12 protein-coding genes and 1 pseudogene are annotated in these 20,264 nt (G+C 36.3%); 1 reads left to right on the top strand and 12 read right to left on the bottom strand.

Translation table 11 applies throughout. The features are described from left to right. Nucleotides 1-29: 29 nt before the first annotated feature. Nucleotides 30-1,634, bottom strand: a complete 1,605-nt coding sequence (locus tag AC1Q5Z_RS13435; protein ID WP_492445264.1) for an arylsulfatase — start codon at nucleotides 1,632-1,634, stop codon at nucleotides 30-32. A gap of 513 nt (nucleotides 1,635-2,147) precedes the next feature. On the opposite strand from AC1Q5Z_RS13435, the pseudogene AC1Q5Z_RS13430 reads away from it, so the two are divergent. Then, nucleotides 2,148-2,777, top strand: a pseudogene (locus tag AC1Q5Z_RS13430) (DUF389 domain-containing protein); the annotation flags it as partial. A gap of 37 nt (nucleotides 2,778-2,814) precedes the next feature. Here the strand turns inward: AC1Q5Z_RS13430 and AC1Q5Z_RS13425 are convergent. The 11 genes from AC1Q5Z_RS13425 to AC1Q5Z_RS13375 all read right to left on the bottom strand — a co-directional run bounded on the left by AC1Q5Z_RS13425 (nucleotide 2,815) and on the right by AC1Q5Z_RS13375 (nucleotide 20,244). Continuing rightward, nucleotides 2,815-3,480 carry an IS6 family transposase gene (locus tag AC1Q5Z_RS13425; RefSeq protein ID WP_492445262.1) on the bottom strand — a complete coding sequence of 222 codons (666 nt, stop codon included), beginning with the start codon at nucleotides 3,478-3,480 and terminating at the stop codon, nucleotides 2,815-2,817. Between the two features lie 81 nt (nucleotides 3,481-3,561). Continuing rightward, entirely contained in the window at nucleotides 3,562-4,170 is a 609-nt protein-coding gene (locus AC1Q5Z_RS13420) for a LacI family DNA-binding transcriptional regulator (protein ID WP_492445260.1), read from the bottom strand. 118 nt (nucleotides 4,171-4,288) lie between these two features. Next, a complete protein-coding gene (locus AC1Q5Z_RS13415) occupies nucleotides 4,289-5,269 on the bottom strand; it encodes a glycoside hydrolase family 43 protein (RefSeq protein WP_492445258.1) in 981 nt (326 codons plus the stop codon). 119 nt (nucleotides 5,270-5,388) lie between these two features. Next, the gene (locus AC1Q5Z_RS13410) at nucleotides 5,389-6,510 is read right to left on the bottom strand and encodes a glycoside hydrolase 5 family protein (RefSeq protein ID WP_492445256.1); all 1,122 of its coding nucleotides are present in this window, start codon (nucleotides 6,508-6,510) and stop codon (nucleotides 5,389-5,391) included. A gap of 143 nt (nucleotides 6,511-6,653) precedes the next feature. Continuing rightward, the gene (locus AC1Q5Z_RS13405) at nucleotides 6,654-9,266 is read right to left on the bottom strand and encodes a glycosyl hydrolase (RefSeq protein ID WP_492445254.1); all 2,613 of its coding nucleotides are present in this window, start codon (nucleotides 9,264-9,266) and stop codon (nucleotides 6,654-6,656) included. Between the two features lie 98 nt (nucleotides 9,267-9,364). Next, entirely contained in the window at nucleotides 9,365-11,674 is a 2,310-nt protein-coding gene (locus AC1Q5Z_RS13400; protein ID WP_492445252.1) for an RICIN domain-containing protein, read from the bottom strand. A gap of 21 nt (nucleotides 11,675-11,695) precedes the next feature. Further along, nucleotides 11,696-13,909 carry a family 43 glycosylhydrolase gene (locus AC1Q5Z_RS13395; RefSeq protein ID WP_492445250.1) on the bottom strand — a complete coding sequence of 738 codons (2,214 nt, stop codon included), beginning with the start codon at nucleotides 13,907-13,909 and terminating at the stop codon, nucleotides 11,696-11,698. Nucleotides 13,910-14,413: 504 nt separating this feature from the next. Next, nucleotides 14,414-15,286: an AraC family transcriptional regulator gene (locus tag AC1Q5Z_RS13390; RefSeq protein ID WP_370569089.1), complete on the bottom strand. Its 873-nt coding sequence runs from the start codon at nucleotides 15,284-15,286 to the stop codon at nucleotides 14,414-14,416. 63 nt (nucleotides 15,287-15,349) lie between these two features. Next, the gene (locus AC1Q5Z_RS13385; RefSeq protein WP_492445248.1) at nucleotides 15,350-16,903 is read right to left on the bottom strand and encodes a glycosyl hydrolase; all 1,554 of its coding nucleotides are present in this window, start codon (nucleotides 16,901-16,903) and stop codon (nucleotides 15,350-15,352) included. A 64-nt stretch (nucleotides 16,904-16,967) separates the two neighbouring features. Next, a complete protein-coding gene (locus AC1Q5Z_RS13380) occupies nucleotides 16,968-18,359 on the bottom strand; it encodes a family 43 glycosylhydrolase (protein ID WP_492445246.1) in 1,392 nt (463 codons plus the stop codon). Nucleotide 18,360: 1 nt separating this feature from the next. Then, on the bottom strand, nucleotides 18,361-20,244 hold the full coding sequence (locus AC1Q5Z_RS13375; RefSeq protein ID WP_492445244.1) for a sialate O-acetylesterase: 1,884 nt from the start codon (nucleotides 20,242-20,244) through the stop codon (nucleotides 18,361-18,363). Between the last annotated feature and the right edge of the window lie 20 nt (nucleotides 20,245-20,264).

Here is a 20,264-nt window from a genome sequence, read left to right as displayed (position 1 = left end):
TATTTTTTTAATCTTTGTCCTGCATTTTATCACCCTCCGCCGCTTCTTTTTGCAGTAGTTGTGGCTTTAAGTTTTTCCTGAACATTTTTCATCATTATATAATCATTGATTGTTATTGGTCCAGGATACATTTGGCTCTGCAATGGACTTGGCGGATACTTTTCATACGTTTTGACAAAATCCGCAAGAATGTTTTGAACAGTTGGCAAAAACCATGTCTTCTCGGTAAAGTTGTTCATAAACAGATCATAGCGTTCTTGGGGATCTGCCCATAAATCAAATATCTGCGGTACGGTGGCCACATAGCTTGCCGGCCCTTTCCACCCTAAATTGGCATCTACAGCCAGACCTCCCGTATGGGCGCCATCATCGCCGCGCAGATTAAATACCGCCTTGAATTTGCCAATTCGGATTGCTCCCGGAGCCAATTCGTCTTCCGTAAAATAAAGCCACATATTTCTTTTTGATTTGCCTGTGCCAAATAAAACCGGCGACATATCATAGCTGTCAAAAATAGTTGGTTTTCCTTCCCTGTCTACAGTCGGCAGCTCCTGTCCTGATAAAGCGGCAAATGTTGCCATAAAATCAAGTGTTCCTAAAATGTCGCTGTTCTTGCTGTTTGCCTTGATTTTTCCAGGCCACCAAGCCAGTGTAGGAATACGGCTGCCACCTTCACGATCAGTTCCTTTTGTTCCTCTAAAAGGCGTATAGCCGCAATCAGGGTATACGTCCTGCCAGGTGCCGTTATCCACTGTATAGATAACCAAAGTGTTTTCTGCAATTCCAAGATTGCGCACCTCGTCCATGATGCGGCCTATTCTTGAATCCAGCTCGACAATACAGTCGGCATATTTATTTTTTCCCGCAGATTTCCCCACATAATCCGGATGGGGCAGGTTAGGCTGATGGTTTTTGGCAAAAGAAATTTCCATAAAAAAAGGCTTGTCCTTTTTAGCATTCTCTTTCAGCCATTTTATGGATTCCTCTTCCGTATACTGATCTAAAAACGGAATCACTTTTCCATCGATTTTTCTGACTTCCCTGTATGGTTTGCCTGCCTCTCCCTCGAGTGCTCCTTTAGTCCCTTTGACCCATTGTGCTCTAATATCTTCAGGCATGTCCGCATTCCAGTCCGGATCTGTATAGGTGTAGGCATTCAAGTGATATAAAGTCACGTTTTTCATCACATCAAACCCCTGCGCAATTGGCATAGAATAGTCTTCCTCGCCAAGATGCCATTTCCCAGCGAAAAAAGTATTGTAATTTTTGCGTTTCAATAAAGACGCCAAAGTCCATTCGGCTTTTGGAAGCCCCCCTCCATCTCCTGGAAAAGCAACTGTTGTCATACCGCTGCGGTTGGGAATTCTTCCCGTTATTAGGGCAGCTCTCCCGGGTGTGCAGCTTGGCTGGCCGTAAAAGGACCAGAACTGCATGCCTTCGTTTGCCATGCGGTCAATATTGGGAGTTGCCGCCCCTCTGGCTTCCCCTCCTCCATAAGGGCCTAAATCGCCCCATCCGGTATCATCCGACAGCAGAATGATAATATTCGGGCTTTTCTTGGTCTGGGCATCAATAGCTGCGCAGGTAAATAACGACAGCGCCAAAATTGATAATAGATGTTTTCTTTTTTTCATAATAAGAGATTTATAATTACACAAGAGATTAAATTTGCATGTCATGAAAGTGCTGCCCTATAAAAGCCGATGTAAAAATCTATGTTTAAGGTGCCACTCATTTGAAGGAATTATAAATTTAAAGAAAGAACCTACACACAATACCGATAAAATGGTTGCATTTTATAATTTGAAACATAAAAGTAAAAAGTGCAACCAATTTATATCTGCCAAAAATCAAAAATTGTCAATTACGGACCATACAAGATTTGTGCATGCCCTAATTAATCAAATCAGCAATACGATGCCAAGTTCATATTTTACCATATCGCCAGTAGAGGCTAAAAAAACAACTAAAAATAAGCGCTTAAGATACTCCTAAGCGTTTAATTTTCTTATGCTGGATATCCGAATGCCATGCTTATCCACATTGGCCTAAAACTTAACAGCAAAAAAATGTAATTTTGAATATCGACTAAAAAAAAGAGCTCATTATTTATTTTTGAAAATGACTTAGAATAGATTCTGAAAAATATTCCAGAGATATTCAATTTAAGAGAAGGAGAAGAAGACAGGGCAAAAACTTTGGAAAACGTAAAGAAGAATATAGCTTTCAGAGGGGCGAACCTTTGGATTTTAGCCTGTGCCATCATCATAGCATCAATTGGTTTAAATGTAAACTCAACAGCTGTCATCATTGGGGCAATGCTTATATCTCCACTTATGCCTCCAATTGTCGGAACAGGATTTGCACTTGGCATTTATGACTTTTCTTTACTGAAAAAATCACTTAAAAACCTGCTTAATGCAACAGCAGTAAGCCTTATAGTTTTTACACTCTATTTTTACCTGAGCCCCTTCAAGGAGGCGCATTCCGAATTGCTGGCCAGGACCTCTCCCAATATATATGATATTCTTATTGCTTTTTTTGGAGGCACTGTAGGGGTAATAGCTGCAACTAGATCAGAAAAAGGGAATCCCATTGCCGGAGTTGCCATCGCCACCGCGCTTATGCCCCCTCTCTGTACAGCGGGTTATGGCTTGACCACAGCACAATGGCCTTTTTTTCTGGGGGCAGTCTATCTGTACTGCACAAACTGCGTGTTTATCGGAATTGCTACATTTTTAATTATAAAGTACCTAAATTATGGTTCTGTCGCATCTGTCAGAATCAAATATAAGAATTTAATCAATTTAAAAGTCAACCCGCCAACATGCAGAATGATTTAAACATAGAGATCCCTGGTCTAACCATTTGATTCTTCCGAAGCATATGCACAATTTCAATTCCGTTTAGAGTTCTCTTTGCAGATTCAAAACTTTTAAAGCCTAATCCGTTTTGTATGCGCCACTTGATAAAACGATGGTCTTGCTCAACAATATTATTGAGATATTTACATTGCCGGACTTTAATCTTTGAGAACAAGCGCTTGTTATAAACTTTGATCGCTGCTACATTAGAACCGCTTTTATCAATATTTATTACCTTTGGCCTGCAGTTATTACTAATTGCTTTAATTAGAAAAGACTGAGCGCTCATTCTCTGTCTTTTTCTAGTCAAAAGAAAGTCAACCGTACTACCTAATTTATCCACTGCCCTGTACAAATAACACCAAATACCTTTTACTTTTATATATGTTTCATCCAATCTCCAGCTTGCACCTACTTTGACCTTTCTCTTCTTCATATTTGATTCAATGAAAGGCGTAAATTTATAAACCCACCGTTGGATTGTAGCATGATCCACAATCACGCCCCTGATCTTCATTATTTCTTCAACATCTCGATAACTTAAAGTAAATCTAAGCTTAAAATATACTGCCTGCAGAATGATAGACTTTGGATAGCAATGACCTTTCGTATTCATTTTTTATTAATTTTAAAAAACCAAAGTTAAAAAGGTATTCCAGATGCGACAGAACCACAATTTATGATTATAATAAAAATTTCATCTATCTCTCTTAATATTAATTTTATTAATAAGTGTCAGCATTAGATCTATCAATTCTACACTTAACTTTTGCAAATATTGAACTGACCTAAAAGAAACCTCCCTGCTACTAATGAAAATACTACTGCTGTCAAGATTTTCAAAATTCCTATGTAATAAAATCACAGGGACATTTCCTTGTTTTAGATCTTCAATAACATTCTTTATAGCAGAAGATGGAACAATAACATAGCCTTCTGCCTGCCAAGTGCAAAAAAAATTAATAAGTTCCTTTGTTTTATTGTCATCATTCTCAGTACTACAAAAAACAACTTTATATCCTTCATTATAAGCAAGAACTTCAAAACTTTTAGCTAATTTAGAAAAGAAAGGATCAGAAATGTCCTCCACCATAAAAACCAAAATATTTGATTTACCAGTGCGAAGACTTTGGGCAATGCGATTGGGTTTATAATTGACTAATCGTGCATAATCTAACACCTTTTGTGTCAATGATGCCGAAATATGCATTTTCTCGGCTTTTCCATTCAAGATGAATGAAACTGTAGAAATAGAAATCTTCAGTTCGTCGGCAATATTCTGAATGGTAACAAACTTATTTTTCATAGAGAAGTTCCTATTTCATTATTTGGTTTTGAGTAATTCTTACCTTTTGCTCTGGATTATTTTTTCTACATCAAAAGACATGAACTTCATTGTTTTTTTTCTGTAGAGATCATTTTTTTTATTTTAACAGATGTGCCCTAACTCCTTCATTTGTTATCTTAACAGGTTTGATGTAGCCCTCTTCATCAAAAAACATTTCTTCTATACAGGTTTCTCTTGAAAATGCACTTGTTTCTGTCAGAGGTCTTCTATGATAAACAATATAATATCTATCTGAATCTGGTGCTTTAATAATTGAATGGTGACCTGCACCAGTTGCAATCTTTGGATCTTGCTGTAAAATTTTGCCAATACGTTTGAAAGGCCCCATTACAGAATCTCCAATGCCATAAGAAACGTAATAATCCGGTCCAACCCAATCTCCCTCAGACCACATAAAATAGTATTTCCCATTTCTGATAAACATTACAGGACCTTCAACATATTGATCTGGTGTTATTCCTTTAAAAACACTATTGTCATCAAAAGGGATAAAACCTGTAAAATCGGGCTTTAATTTAGCAATATTACAATGTCTCCAGCCGCCATAAATTAAGTAATACTGAGCATCTTTATCTTTAAAAACGAATTGGTCGATTGGCTGTGCGTAATTAATAAATTTATCAATTAACGGCTTTCCTAAATAATCTTTAAAAGGTCCTTCTGGTTTATCTGCGACAGCTACGCCAATTCCTCCTATTTCATTATTATTTTGAATATCATTGGCGCTAAAAAATAAAAAGTATTTGTTATTATTTTTAACGATTGCCGGCGCCCACATTGTTTTTTTAGCCCATTTTACGGATGCTGTATCTATGATTCTCGGATGTTTTGTCCAGTTAACTAAATCCGGAGAAGAAAAAGCATCTAAGAAAACCTCATCTTCATATTTAGCAGAATAGGTTGGGTATACCCAGTAAGTTTTATCAAAAATGACGGCTTCAGGATCTGCATACCAACCTTTAAAAATCGGATTCATACTTGTTTTTTCTGAAACCTTTTTTTGCGCAATCAGTGTTGAACAAGAAGCAAATGTGATAAAAAATAAAACTTTATTCATAATTATGTTTTTTATAATAAAAACAAACATACCATAAACCAATCTGTTGTAATAATTGTATTTAAACCAGTTTTTAAACTATTCTAATAAAAAGACGATTCATGTTACCCTGGGAAAAACTAGTTTTGTTTATTATTTACTTCTGATGTCATTTTTTTGATCAAATCAGTTTCTGCTTTGTTGTAAGGCATTCCATCAGTATGAAAAACATCATGAAACCAAACTTTTGGCTCGGAATCGTATTTGTTAATCCAGCTGTACCAATCATACTTCGTTTGCGTTTTTCCGTCAACTAAACCCCAGTTAAACATTGCGATTTTATATTTTTGAGCAATTGGCAAAAAGCCTTCAAAAGTACTTCCGTTAGTTCTTGCCATATATTCTGTACATAACAAAGGTTTGCCATAACGTTGCAATTGTTTAATTACTTTTAGCAGGTCCTTTGGCTTATCATAATTATGAAAAGAAATAACGTCTGATTGTTCAATTTGCATTTTATGCATTGGAAGCATTTTCTTTGGATCGCTCCAATCTCCTATCCACAATCCCGATGTTAAAGGTTGTGATGGATTGCTTTCTCTTGCCCAAATAAACACTTTCTTTAAAAGCGGAAAAATCAATTTGACTTTATCTTTCGTTTCAACAGCTCCAAATGCCTGGCCGGTCATATTATCAGGCTCATTCCAAAGATCCCAACCTAAAATACGTTTATCATCTTTGAATTCAGAAATAGTTTCTTTTACATATTTCTCTAATCGAGCATACTGTGTTGAATCTTCTAAAGCTTCTCGCCCCGGACTTTGAACCCAACCTGAGTTATGTACGAAAGGTCGCGGTGTTTTTTGTTTCCCCAAAACTGGAAATGGATTCCAGCAGGAATCAAATAAAACAAATAGTACTTTGATATGATGTTTTTCTGCAATTCCAAGAAATATATTCATTCTTTTATAAAAGCCTTTTGCATCTTGCTTATGGAGTAAATCGTGTAAATAAACACGCATTGTGTTCATGCCAATATTTTCGGCCCAGCCCAATTCCTGATCTATTCTTTTAGGATCGAAACTTTCGGCTTGCCACATTTCTAATTGATTAATCGCTGTACTCGGAATGTAATTTGCACCTACTAACCAAGGTTGTTTCGCATACCATTCATTAGCTTGTTCTGATGTCCAGATTTCTCTTTTTTTATCACAACTAATTAACGTAAGTCCAGCAAACATTAAAGTTATGTATAGTTTCATTTTTATCATTCTAATATTCTTGTTTATCATCAATTATTCTTAAAAAAAGGGAATCTGGTTTTTGACACAGATTCCCTTAAAAAGTTATTTAATATTAACTGAATTTAATTCTAGATTATTAACATCTTTCAATTGTGTCCTTTCTATTTTCTGATCACGAGTTTTTTACTGCTCATTTGCGAACCGTTTGTTATCGCTACAATATAAATTCCTGCACTCAAACGTGAAACATCAATTTTTGCTTTTCCGTCTGATGCTTTTTTTCTAATCTGAACTTTTCCTAAAACATCTAAAATTTCTACATCAGCCATTTGTCCATAAGATTGAGGAATCAGGATTTCTACACTGTCACTTGCTGGATTTGGAAATAAAATTATGTCATTGATATTTTGCTCATCATTAACCAAATCTTCAGGATTTACTGTACCTAAAGTTTTTGCAGTAGCACTTACTGCTTCCAGTTTCCATTGCTGGCACGTAGCCGTATTCCAAGGCCATTGTCTCACATTTGCTCCGTTTGTAGTTAAAGCATCCTGAACTTCTAGCGCTAATCCAGTAGAACGATTCATAATTCTGTAATAGCCATTATCAGTTGGTTCGATGCTCCATTGCTCGCAAACACCACCAACCCATGGCCATTGCTGGATTCCCGCTCCCGCAGTATTTGAACATCCAACAATATCCAATGTTTTGCTACTATGTTGGGCCGTTAATTTATAATAACCGCTGTCAGTTCCTTCCACTTTCCATTTCTGGCAACCACTGTTTAGCCAAGGCCATTGCTGTGCTCTGGCTCCATCATCCTGATTACAGCCTCCAATTTCCAAGACTTGATTACTGTTGCGGTTTACTAATCGATACGTTTGTCCAGAAACAATACCATTTCCGCCACCTAAATTTGTAAATATAAACCCGTTTGTATTAAAACCAGCCTGATCGATTGCAAAACGCATTATATAGATACCACTGTTTAAATACACTTCTTTATGAACCCATTGCCAGTTTTGCCAGCCTCCTGTATTTGGAGCTGTCAATGCGCCGGTAACATTTTGTCCATTAAATTCTAAATGGAAACTTCCTCCTGCCATAGAAGCAACTCGTGCATCAATTGCATAAGTACCACTTTGAGTTACATTCACTGTATATTCTGTCCATTCACCATTATCGGAAAAACATAAATTATAATACCCTTCTGTACTATTTTCAATATCTACGGCTTCATTACGATACGCTCCGGTTATATTCTGAGGTGTAGTATCATGATATGCCACTCCTTCGCCTCCATTATCAAAATTCTCAGCCTCAACAATACCTGGCAAATTAATAACTCCTGCAAATGGTGATCGCACACCTCCTCCACCAAAGTTTCTCCAATCTGGTAATTCGTCGAGTGTAATAACATCATTATCTAAAAACATTTTCTGAACTACGTTATTCGGTTGACTTGTTAGATAAGTTCCCGGCCAATTTGCGTACCATGACCACCAAGTTCCGTATGCTCTCGCTTTATCAGGATCTGGTAAATTTCCTGTTTCAGAAAGGGCTACCATTTTATTAATGTTATTATTTTGCATAAAAGCCTGTGTATCTTCCCATTCTACACTCATACTTGAGCCTGCATTTCCGTAAATGTCCAAACTAAAAACATCGACATAATTATTCCCCGGATACCAAGGCGCATCTGCAGTCCCCGTATAAACCCATATAAGATTATGCAAACCGTGATAATTTACCAGACGATTGTACATTATCTGCCATAATTCCTTAAATGGACCAGGACCTTTTGCACCCCACCAAAACCAGCCTCCGCTTGCTTCGTGCAATGGTCTAAAAAGCACTGGAATATTGGCATTTGCATATTTTTGAAGCTGAACTGCAATAGCATCAATGTCTCTTAGCAATAACTGATATCTTGTACCGTTTTTATCGGCTAAAACAGCTTGTAAATCAAATGTTGTGGCATCACTATAAAAACCTCTCCACCATTCTTTTCCGGGCTGATCAATTAAATCTGTAGGCGGATTCCAGTGCCAGACTAAACTTATCATTCCGCGGTTTGCCCCTTTATTCGCCCAAGCTATATTACTTTCAGAACTTGTTGGTGTATAACCGCTTTTTTCGATTCTTGAAGGAGAATAATCCATTAAATCAAAACCTGCAACTGCTGGTTCTCTTCCTGTTACATTTATAATATATTGTAAGTCATCTTGCTGTCCGGATAAAATCTTATTTCCATAAATGCTTTTCATATAATTATACAAAGATTTTGTAGCAGCCGTAGCATTTGCATCTGTCAGATTAGCTGCTGGAGTAATTGGTGGATTTATTACCGCAGGAACTAATGTCAAATTGTCGATATCAAAATAGCCCCAGCCAATAGAAACTTTAATGGAATTTTGTCCTGCAGGAAGAAAATATTTCCCCGCTGAAGAAACCGACCATGTAGATGATTGCGGAAAAGTGGGCTGTGCATTTTCAGCATTTACCTGCAAATCATACATCTTTGCTGAAAAAGGAGAATTATAACGAAATCTGATTTCATACAATCCTGCCGTCGGAACGTTAAAAGTCCAGATTACATTATCACCGGGATTATCAAAACTGCCTACATAACCAGTTCCCGTATAGCCACCATTGCTATTGACAGCCTGCGTACCATTGAGACTTCCGCTTTCTGCTTCTATAAAAATATCAGCTCTGGAAGTAAATCCAGTCAGCAGAAAAAAGATTAAAAAATAGGGGTAAAGTGTTTTCATAAATAGTTAGTTTAGTTAATAGATAAAAATGTGGTTATTTTGAATGAAGGAAAAACCGTGAATCTGGTAAATTCACGATCTTTTAAATTTTAAAAAGATTAATTTGTGTTAGAAATAATTAGCTTTTTATTGGTACTGGTTTTTCCATTCTTTACGGTCACGATATATACTCCTGAGCTTAATTTTGAAGTATCAATTGTTGCTTTGCCTCCAGTAATATCTTTTTTAGAAACTTGTATTTTTCCTAAAACATCAGTAATCTGAATACTTACAGGAACAGTATCATTCTGCGGAAATAAAATTTCAACCTGATCTTTTGCCGGATTCGGAAATAACATCAAATCTGAAATCTGCGTTTCGTTTTCAACTATTTCTTCGGGAGTTTTTAAACTTGATTTTGATGTAATTCCAACAGCTTCTAATTTCCACTGCTGACAGGAGGCAGTGTTCCAAGGCCATTGTCTTACGTTTGCTCCATTTGTAGTTAAAGCATCCTGAACTTCAAGAGCTAAACCACTGGCACGGGAAATAATTCTATAAAATCCATTGTCAGTCGGTTCTATACTCCACTGCTCACAAACACCTCCAACCCAAGGCCATTGCTGAATTCCTGCTCCAATATCATTTGAACATCCAACAATATCCAATGTTTTATTGCTGTGCTGAGCAGTCAGTTTATAATAACCGCTGTCTGTAGCTTCTACTTTCCATTTTTGGCAAGCGCTGTTCAGCCAAGGCCATTGCTGTGCTCGCGCTCCATCATCCTGATTGCATCCGCCAATTTCCAAAACCTGATTGCTATTTCGGTTAACCAATCGATATGTTTGTCCAGACACAATTCCATTTCCTCCCAGATAAGTAAAAACAAATCCGTTTGTATTAAAACCAGGTTGATCTATTGCAAAACGCATTACATAAGTTCCGCTGTTTAAGTACACTTCTTTATGAACCCATTGCCAATTTTGCCAGCCTCCAGTATTTGGAGCGGCTAAAGAACCGGTAACATTTTGTCCGTTAAATTCTAAATGAAAATTTCCTCCTGCCATTGAAGCTACTCTTGCATCAATTGCATAATTACCACTTTGGGTGATATTTACAGTATATTCTGTCCATTCACCGGTATCTGAAAAGCATAAATTATAATAGCCTTCAGTACTTGCTTCGACATCTACGCCTTCATTTCTATAAGCGCCGGTAATATTCTGCGGATTAGTATCATGATAAGCAACGCCTTCACCTCCATTATCAAAATTTTCTGCCTCAACAATTCCCGGCAAATTAATTACTCCAGCAAAAGGAGTTTGGGTCTGATAACCTTTAAACTGAGCGATTTTAGTTTTCATCAAATCGTAATAATACCAGCCATGTCCGCCAGTCATCGGTTCAATATCTGAGCTGTATTCCTGAAGCCATTGATCTACAAAATGCGGTGCTGACTGTTGTCCCCAGTTTCCTGTAATCCACTCGTTCCAAGAATGGATAAAAGCAAATTTTACATTAGCATTTATGGCGGCGTCCATGTATTTGACAAAATAATCACCGTTCGATCGTCCTTTGGCTCCAGCCGAAGGATTAACGCCATCTGTTGTCATGTAAGTTGCTTGTGTCGCTACGGGAACTGACATTTGCTCCGGTTGTCCGTTATAATAAAACGGCGGAGGCGGTACATCAGAATTTACTTTGAACTGCCAATAACTTCCAGAATTATCAAGTCCCCAACAATGCCTTGCGGTATAATTAGCATACTTGCCATGTGTCGGAACCGCAGGCTGACCAGGATCGCCCTGTGACAAATTCATAAAAGGCATTGCAGTTAAAAGCAGTTTTTTATTCAGATAAGTGTAAAACATATCCTGACGATAGACATTAAAAAAAGTATTTTCTACAACATCCAATGCTACTTCATCTTTAACAAAAAATACAATTTTAGGAACCGGAAGTCCTGCGTTCATTCTTTCCTGCCATCTTTTGCATAATGCTTTTGTCGCAGAAATATAAGACGGACCATCAGGAAAATCGAGTGCTCCGTTGGTAAAATCCAAAACAATAAAATCTATTCCTGCTTGCGTAATCAAATCAGCGTGATTGTCTAATAAAGCATTATTGGTCTGATTCGGGTCTCCATTAAAATAAAAGACATAATTATTTTTAATTGTTCCATCGCCGCGTGTACTCGCAAAAAGCGGTTTTCCCCAGAAATTAATAATTCCGTTAGGGCTGTAAGGAGGATTCTGCTGTTGCATAATCCAGGAATCTCCAGTCGGAGACAATCTCTCAGGCTGATATAAATAATGTCCGAAATTGGAAAAATAAAATATACCAACCTGTTTCTGTGCCTGAATCTCAAATATGGAAAAGAAAATCAGTAACAATAGTAAGACTGTTTTTTTGTTATTTATTTTAATCATAAACTTCATTTTTAAAATAAATTACTTTTTAATGACTAGTTTTTTATTGGTAACAGTTGTTCCGTTTTTAACTGAAACAATATAAATTCCAGCCTTTAATTTTGAAGTATCAACCGTCGTTTTTACTCCTGTTACCTCTTTTTGAGAAAGCTGAATATTTCCAATCATATCAGTTATCTGAAGATTTACTGGATAATTATCATTTTGAGGAAATAAAATTTCGACCTGATCATTTGCCGGATTTGGAAATATCATTAAATCTGAAACTTGATCTTGGTCTTCTAATAATGCTGCAGAATCCTGAGTTTTTAAACTTGATTTTGCTGTACTACCTATGGCTTCCAATTTCCATTGCTGGCAAGAGGCAGTATTCCAAGGCCATTGTCTTACATTTGCTCCATTTGTAGTTAAGGCGTCTTGAACTTCAAGTGCTAATCCGCTGGCACGAGAAATGATTCTATAATAACCATTATCAGTCGGTTCAATACTCCATTGTTCGCAAACTCCGCCAACCCAAGGCCATTGCTGAATTCCTGCTCCAATATCAGTAGAACAGCCAACAATATCCAATGTTTTGTTACTGTGTTGAGCAGTCAGTTTATAAAAACCGCTGTCTGTTGCTTCAACTTTCCATTTTTGACAGTCGCTTGCCAACCAAGGCCATTGCTGTGCTCTCGCTCCATCTGCAGTATTACAGCCACCAATTTCTAAAACCTGATTGCTGTTACGGTTTACTAATCTGTATGTTTGCCCTGAAACTATTCCGTTTCCCCCGCCCAGATATGTGAAAATAAATCCATTAGTATTGAAACCTGCCTGATCAATAGCGAAACGCATTACATAAGTGCCACTATTTAAATACACTTCCTTATGAACCCATTGCCAATTTTGCCAACCTCCTGTATTGGGAGCAATTAAAGACCCCGTAATATCTTGTCCGTTAAATTCCAGATGAAAACTCCCTCCAACCATCGAAGCAACTCTTGAATCAATAGCATAATTTCCGCTTTGAGTAACATTTACTGTATATTCAGTCCATTCTCCATTTTCTGAAAAGCACAAATTATAATATCCTTCTGTACTTGCTTCAATATCTACGCCTTCATTTCTGTAAGCTCCAGTCATATTCTGCGGATTTGCATCATGATACGCAATACCTTCACCTCCATTATCAAAATTTTCAGCCTCGACAATTCCCGGAAGATTTATAACTCCGTTAAAAGGTGTTTGCACTGCTCCATTTACAGACGGAACCGGAATGGCAACTCCTTCACGAACTGGAATTCCAAAATTTGGTGTATCATCAGGATTCCATGTAAATTTTTGAATACGTGTACTTCTATCTGAATTGGTGAAAGATGTTCCGTGTTTTGCGTGGTAAATAATCCAATCTTCAGTTCCATCGGGAGATTTTGTAAAACCATTGTGACCTGTTCCATAAACTTCATTGGCATCGTTTCTTGAAAAAACCGGACCCACTTTTTGCCAGGAACCCGGATTAAGATAATTTCCGTCTGTACAGGTTAATCTTCCCAACGCATAAGCTGCAGAAGCACATTGACTGGCGCTGTAAATGATGTGTAGACTATTCCCCTTTTTTAAGAATATTGGGCCTTCATTAACTAATCCGTCTGTTCTTTCCCAATTAAAAACAGGCTCAGAAATACGAACTCTTTGATTGCTTACTTGAGTTGGGCTATCCATTCTGGCAATCCAGATGGTTTGTCCTTGCGGATCAAATTGCGACCATGTCATATAAAGAATTCCAGTAGCTGGATCTTGCCACGGACTTTCATCGATTCCTGAAGCTTCCGGAGCTAAAATTCCTCTATAGGTATAAGAGCCCAAAGGATCTTGAGAATTTCCTTCTAAAACAAACATTCTCATATTAAAACCGTCATCAGAAAGATTCCCGCAGGCATAGATATACCATTTTCCATTAATATAATGAAGTTCAGGCGCCCAGACATCGCGTCTTATTTCTCCCCCAGAACTCCATACTTTTGTTCGCGGTGCAGAACCAACGCCTTGTAAAGTAGCTGATTTGTGAATCCAAACTCCATCGCCGGTTGTGACCATGAAGTAATAAAAACCATTATTATAGGTCACAAAAGGATCTGGGCTTTCGGCTTGCATAATTGGATTTATAAATGTGCTCTGCGCCTGTCCTTTTGATATAAAACTAAAATATAATATTGAAAATAAACATAGTATTCGTAAGAGTTGCGTTTTCATATATTTGAGGTTTGTGGTTACATTTTTTTTTTAGCTTTTCTATCATTTCAAAAAATCTTGAAACAAAAAATAAAACAGCTATAATTATGTGCTAAAATGCCTTAACCTACATCTTTTGAAAACCTTTAAAAGTTTAATTTTTAATTTCAATTTAAACATTAAAAAAGTTGCATCGATTCGTTTTTCAAAATCGACGCCTAATTATTTTTTTAATATTTTAAAGAGTAGTTTTTCTTCCTATAAGAATGTAAATGTTTTATTAATAACAAATTAACCTTGCAAATAAAGTAAGTTTTTCAGAAAGAAACTATTACAGGATTATTTAGTTTATAAACTATTTTAATATTTATACGTTTTTCTATAAAATAATTAAGATAAAAAAATGAGTATTAAAATTATTACATTTTAAAATTATCATTATAATAAAAAAGCTGCTCAAAATTACATTTGAACAGCTTTCTAAATTGAATTAAAAATACCTTTTTTAGTTTTTTGAATATTGAATTACAAAACCCTTTTCATTCCAAAAAAATCTTCCCTATATTCACTTGGCGTACATTTTTTAATGTACTTAAATGCACGATTGAAATTAGCCAGACTATTAAACCCTGATTTATAAGCTACTTCGGACACACTCATTTCGTTTTCTAAAAGCCATCTTGTTGCATATCCAATTCTGATATCTCTTAAATAATTAACCAATGTTTTTCCTGTTCTTTTTTTAACAAAACGATTGAATGAAGCATTAGACATACAGGCTTCTTTAGAAATATCTTCTAAAGTAATTTTCTCAGAAAAATTTTTCTGAACATAATCATAAATCAATTTCATTTTATCATAATCTTCAAACTTATCGTGATCAACGGTATAAGTAGATAATAATCGCTGATTTCTTGAATTGGCCAAATCATGAAGGATCGACGTGATCTCCAAAAAATAATCCATGCCATCTAATTTAGACAGTTTTATCAATTGCGGCATGAGTTTTCTTGCTGTAGTTTCAGAAAATAAAATACCGTGATTAGAGCGGTTAAACATTTCCTTTATCGGATTCATAATTCGTCTGGAAAGCAAGGAATCAGGAAATAAATCTTTGTGAAACTGAATTGTAATTTCATGAATTTTATCATTTTTACAATTATTCAATTCCCATCCGTGATATAAATTTGGTCCTATCAGTACCAACTCAATATCTTCGATTTCATCAATATTATCTCCTACCACTCTTTTTATTCCTTTTCCGTTCACAATAAAATTAATTTCAAACTCAGGGTGATAATGAACAGGAAAATCAAAATCATCTTTTACTCTGTCAAAGACCAAAAAGCTGTCTTCGTTTGAAAGTGGCGCTATTTCCCTGTGCAGATTTTTAGTCATAATCATTTAAATTTTATTCGAGCAGTACAATAATTTTCTCATTATCAAAATTGAACTTATGCTTTATGGCATTTTGTACATTTTAGGCAATTTGTTCAGCAATGCCACTTTTTCTTTTCTGGCAAACTGAATAAAATCACTTGCATCAGACATACTTGGCGTTGGCGTACAATACGTATCGCCACCATTGCCCCAGAAAGTCATAAATGAAAGCTCAACATTATTCTTCGTCATGGCACTGTAGAAATAATTCGAATACAATACTGAAATTGGGTTATTTTTCCCCGGAGTTACAAAATAGCCAGTTTCTGTAAGTCCAGCAATTTTTGCTCTTTGTTTCGCTAATTTTGAAATAATCTGAAGTTTCGCATTTGCATTATTTGCACCTGCATCGCCTTTATTATCGAAATTTCCGTAATCATCATAACCCAAAACATCGACGTAAGCATCGCCCGGATATCTTGCCAAATAATCGGCTTCAGAAGTAAAACTTGCATCTGGAGAAAAAGCAAAAAGCATATTGGTTACACCTAATTCATCACGTAAATATTCGACTGTAAAACGCCAGTTCTGCACATATTCTGCAGGCGTGCAAAATGATTTCCCCCACCAGAACCAATCTCCGTCAAATTCATGAAATGGTCTAAAAATAATCGGAATTAATTTTCCATCAGCACCTTTTAAAGATTTTGTTACCTGCGCAATTTTCTTCAATTTGTTTTTATAATATTCATGATTTACACCTCCAACCAAAATACTTTTAAAAGCATTTTTCTTCTGTGTATCTGTCATTTCACTTGTATAGAAAGTCTTTCCTTCAAAAGGTTCTCTCATATGCCAGCAAAACATATTTACCATTCCTTTATCATAAGCATTTACAGCAGCCTGCTTAATTAATTTTTCCTGTGCATACCACCAATTACCTTCTTGTCCTGTATTTGGATCATCGGTTATAAACATAAAATCACCACCCGACATTCCCGGATCAAAACCTGTTGTTTTTTTAATATCGGAATCTCCTGCATTATTTTTATAAAAACTCAATAATGCATCATGCTGACCAACCATAAACGACGTTTTTGCCAACATTTTCATATTGTAGAAAAGAGCCACAGTTTCATCTGTCGCATTTTTGTTTACCATATAGGTTCTCACGTTTGCAGGAGTTAACTCGATGTCAACAATAGCGTCTGTAATAGTCAATACAGCTTTTGCAGGAGAACCTATTATAACATCGGCATTTTTAGACGAGGCCAAAGTTATTTCTAAAGTTTCATCCCCTTCAACAATTTTGTCTGTCAAAATTTCAATTGGAATTTTAACTGAAGTTGCTTTTGCAGGCACTACAATGGTGTTTGCAATGGTTTTGTAATCTTCCCCATTTTTTGCAGTTCCGCCGAAAGTAAGAGACAATTCTGTGGCTGAAGCAACTGATTTAGATAATTTCACTACAAATTCGCCATCTGTGCTTGGTTCTAAAACAGAAACCTGCGAAGCTGTTATCGTTGCCGTTGCTTTTTCAGTAACAGGTGGTTTTTCATCATCTCCATTGGAGGAGCAATTGTACATTATAAAAATACTGAACAAGAGCAGTATCGATTTTAGATAGTTTTTCATTTTTTTTCGTTTTTGTTTGTTTTACTTTTTCTTTTAAATCTTTATTTTTTAAATGTTTGACTTTCTATTTCTTGGAACCTTTTATCGGTTCCAAAAGAAAATAATCCACATTCATATCTCCGTTTTGACTGGTTAGTTTTAGGAAATTATCGCCCGTTTTTAAGCTCACTGTTCCGGCATCAAAATATTCAAAACCAGTTGTTTTTGGCATCACAATATCCTGCCATGCAGAAGTTGAACCATTGGACATAAATTCATTTACAGTCAAAGTAATTTTGGTATCGTGTGTCGAGGAATATCTAATTTTCAGTTTGAATTTCTGGTCTTTTGCTACCTGAACTAAAACTTTTACATAATCTTCTTCCAAATCAAAACCAGTAACATAGCCTCTACCAGAAAATCCTTTTTCTTTTGAAGCTACTTCAGTTCCGTCAAATTTTCCACCTGATGCTTTTCCATTTTCAGCTTCTAAGTGAATGTTGCAAACAGATTCGCCCAAACCTGTACGAGTTGGTTCGCTCAATTTGATGTCTCCATTTTTCTCATAATGTAAATAATCGGCCATTGTACATCTCGATTCACTCACTCCGCCCGAAAGCCATGCACTGTGGTAAAAAGAAAGCCAGTTGTCTTTATATTTTACAATCGAACCGTGATTGGTTCCGGACTGCTGTTCGAACTGCGGAATATAAACCCCTTTATATTTATAAGGTCCTAAAGGTTTATCTGCAACAGCATAATACATAATTTCCGGCCATTGTTTTTTCTGTAATCCAGGATAAGACAAATAGTATTTTCCTTCATATTTATGAACCCACGGACCTTCAAAAACATTTGTCAATTGCGATGTTAATTCTACTTTGGTTTCCGGAACAATTGCTTTTAAATCGTCTGTCAATTGTGCTCCAAAACAAGAATTTGAAGAGCCCCAGTACAAATATGGTTTATTGTCGTCGTCTACAAATAAGGCAGGATCTTGCCCCCATTCAACTCCTTTTATAAAACCAATATCTGTAAAAGGACCTTCTGGACGATCGCTGGTTGCTAAACCCGTTCTAAACATTCCCGTAGCTCTTTCTTTCATACCGTAAACCAAATAATATGTTCCTTTCCAGAGTACTGCATCAATTGCCCAAGCGTGGCTGATTGCCCATGAAACATCATCTACAGACAGTACTCGTCCATGATCTGTCCATGTTTTCAAATCGGTTGTCGAGAAAACATGATAATCAAACATGGTAGCGTGATGATTGGTTCCCGGTACATCATGCGAGGCGTAAATCCATAACGTATTTGGGTCGTTTTTCCAGACATGTGCAGAAGGATCTGCTGTATACAAATGCGGAAATAATGGATTTTGCGCTTTCGCGGAAAAGCCAATGCACATCAAAATACTTAACTGCATTAAAAATTTAGACTTCTCAAAAAATAATTTAATCATACTTATTTGTTTCATATCATTCAAAATTCAATGGATAATTATCTGTTCTAAAAGGCACAGCAGGCAATTCTTCTTTATTATAAATATTTCCGTCAGGGCTGTTACCCCAATTGTATCTCACTGCTGTTGGATTTTTTATGGTTTCATTGTATAAAATCAAAGTATTTCCGTTCTGATATCCTTTTGCCCATTTAAAAACTTTCTCTTCGCCAGCAATTGCAAAACCTTTTACATAACCGTATTGATCTTTTACTTTTAAGCCCGTTCCAACATTTGTAAATTCAACGACAATGGAATCATTGACGGTTTTAAATTCTTTAAAAGTTGGTCCTGAATACACGATTTCGTTATTTCCGTAAATCACTTTCTCGGCAACTAACGCTAATCGTTTCCCTACATCTTGTTTGTTTTTTGGATGAATATCGTTTACATCGCCAATGTCAATTGTAACGGCCATTCCGGTTATAGGCACTTTTAAAGTCATTTGCTGTGCTTCGCGCAAAGCTGACCATTGATAATCTGTTGGTTGCTTTTTATCTGGCTGAAAGTTGGCAAGCTGTACAAACAAAAAAGGAAAATCCGAATTCCATTTTTTTCTCCAACCTTCAATCAATGCAGGAAATAAAGTCTGATATTGTTTTGCTCGGTCTGCGTTAGATTCGCCCTGATACCAGATAATACCTTTTAAAGCATAAGGAACCAAAGGCGAAATCATGGCATTGTAAATCGTGCTCGGTGTATAATTACAGGAAACATAAGGCGGAATTGGGAATTCTATTTTTGAATTAAATTTCCATTTTCCATCAATTTTTAAATACGAATCTTCATTTTTCAAAATCACATTCTGTCCTAATTCGCCAATATTTCCGCTCCAGATTTCCAGAAATTTAATCGCAATTTGATTTTCTCCTTTTTGCAAAAAATTTTGCGGAATTACAAACCAATTTCCTTCCAGAGTTTCTTCCCGATTCTGAATCTCTATTCCGTTTACATAAACTGTAATCTCTCCATTGGTTTTACCTAAAAATAAAGACGCTTTTTTTTCTACATTAAAAGATGAATCAATGGTGAATTTCTTTCTAATCCAGACATTATTTCCATAATTATCGGCCAATCCCATTGTTTTCAATTCAAATGGAAATTCTGTTTCTTTCCAATCTCCATCAGCATAATTATTTTGATGAGCACCTTTTCCAAGACCTTGTTTACTTTCTTTAAATGCCTTTAAATTCTTTTCATATTCCGTAAAAGTTTTATGCCAATCCTGACCTGTTTTTAAATCTTCTAAAGGTTTTTTGAATTCAGGAAAAGACTGTAAAGCTTCGGCATTCGTCCAGGATTCTGCCACAGATCCGCCCCATGCGCAAACAATTATCCCAATCGGGATTTTCTTTTTCTGATACAATTCTTTAGCAAAAAAATAAGCCACGCCAGATAAGTTTCCAACCGTTTCAGGAGTTACGGCTTTCCATTGTCCCGAAAGTGTATCGATTGGTTTATTGGCGACATTTAATCCTGCCCTGAAATAATGAATTTCAGGAAAGTCTGCCTTGAGCATTTCATCTTTACTGTTATTTACAGAATAAGTCGTAAACTCCATGTTTGATTGTCCGCTTGCCAGAAAAACATCGCCTACCAAAATATCTTTAAAAACCAATTTATTTGTTCCTTCCAAAGTCATTGTGTAAGGTCCACCTGCAGAAACTGGATCGAGATAAATACGCCACGAACCGTCCTTATTGGTTTGCGCAGTTTTTACTTGTTTCTGAAAACGAACCGTCACTTTTTCTCCCGGACTTGCCCAGCCCCAGATTGGTAATTTTACGTCGCGTTGCAATACCATGTCGTCCGCAACAAAACTTGGTGCACTAACCTTACACCAAGCGTTATTGACGAACATTGTAAAACAAACTAAACTTA

Source organism: Flavobacterium sp. GW823-FHT06G12 (assembly GCF_058794775.1).
The sequence above is the reverse complement of the archived record's forward strand: the minus strand, read 5'-3'. Positions and strand labels throughout refer to the sequence as shown.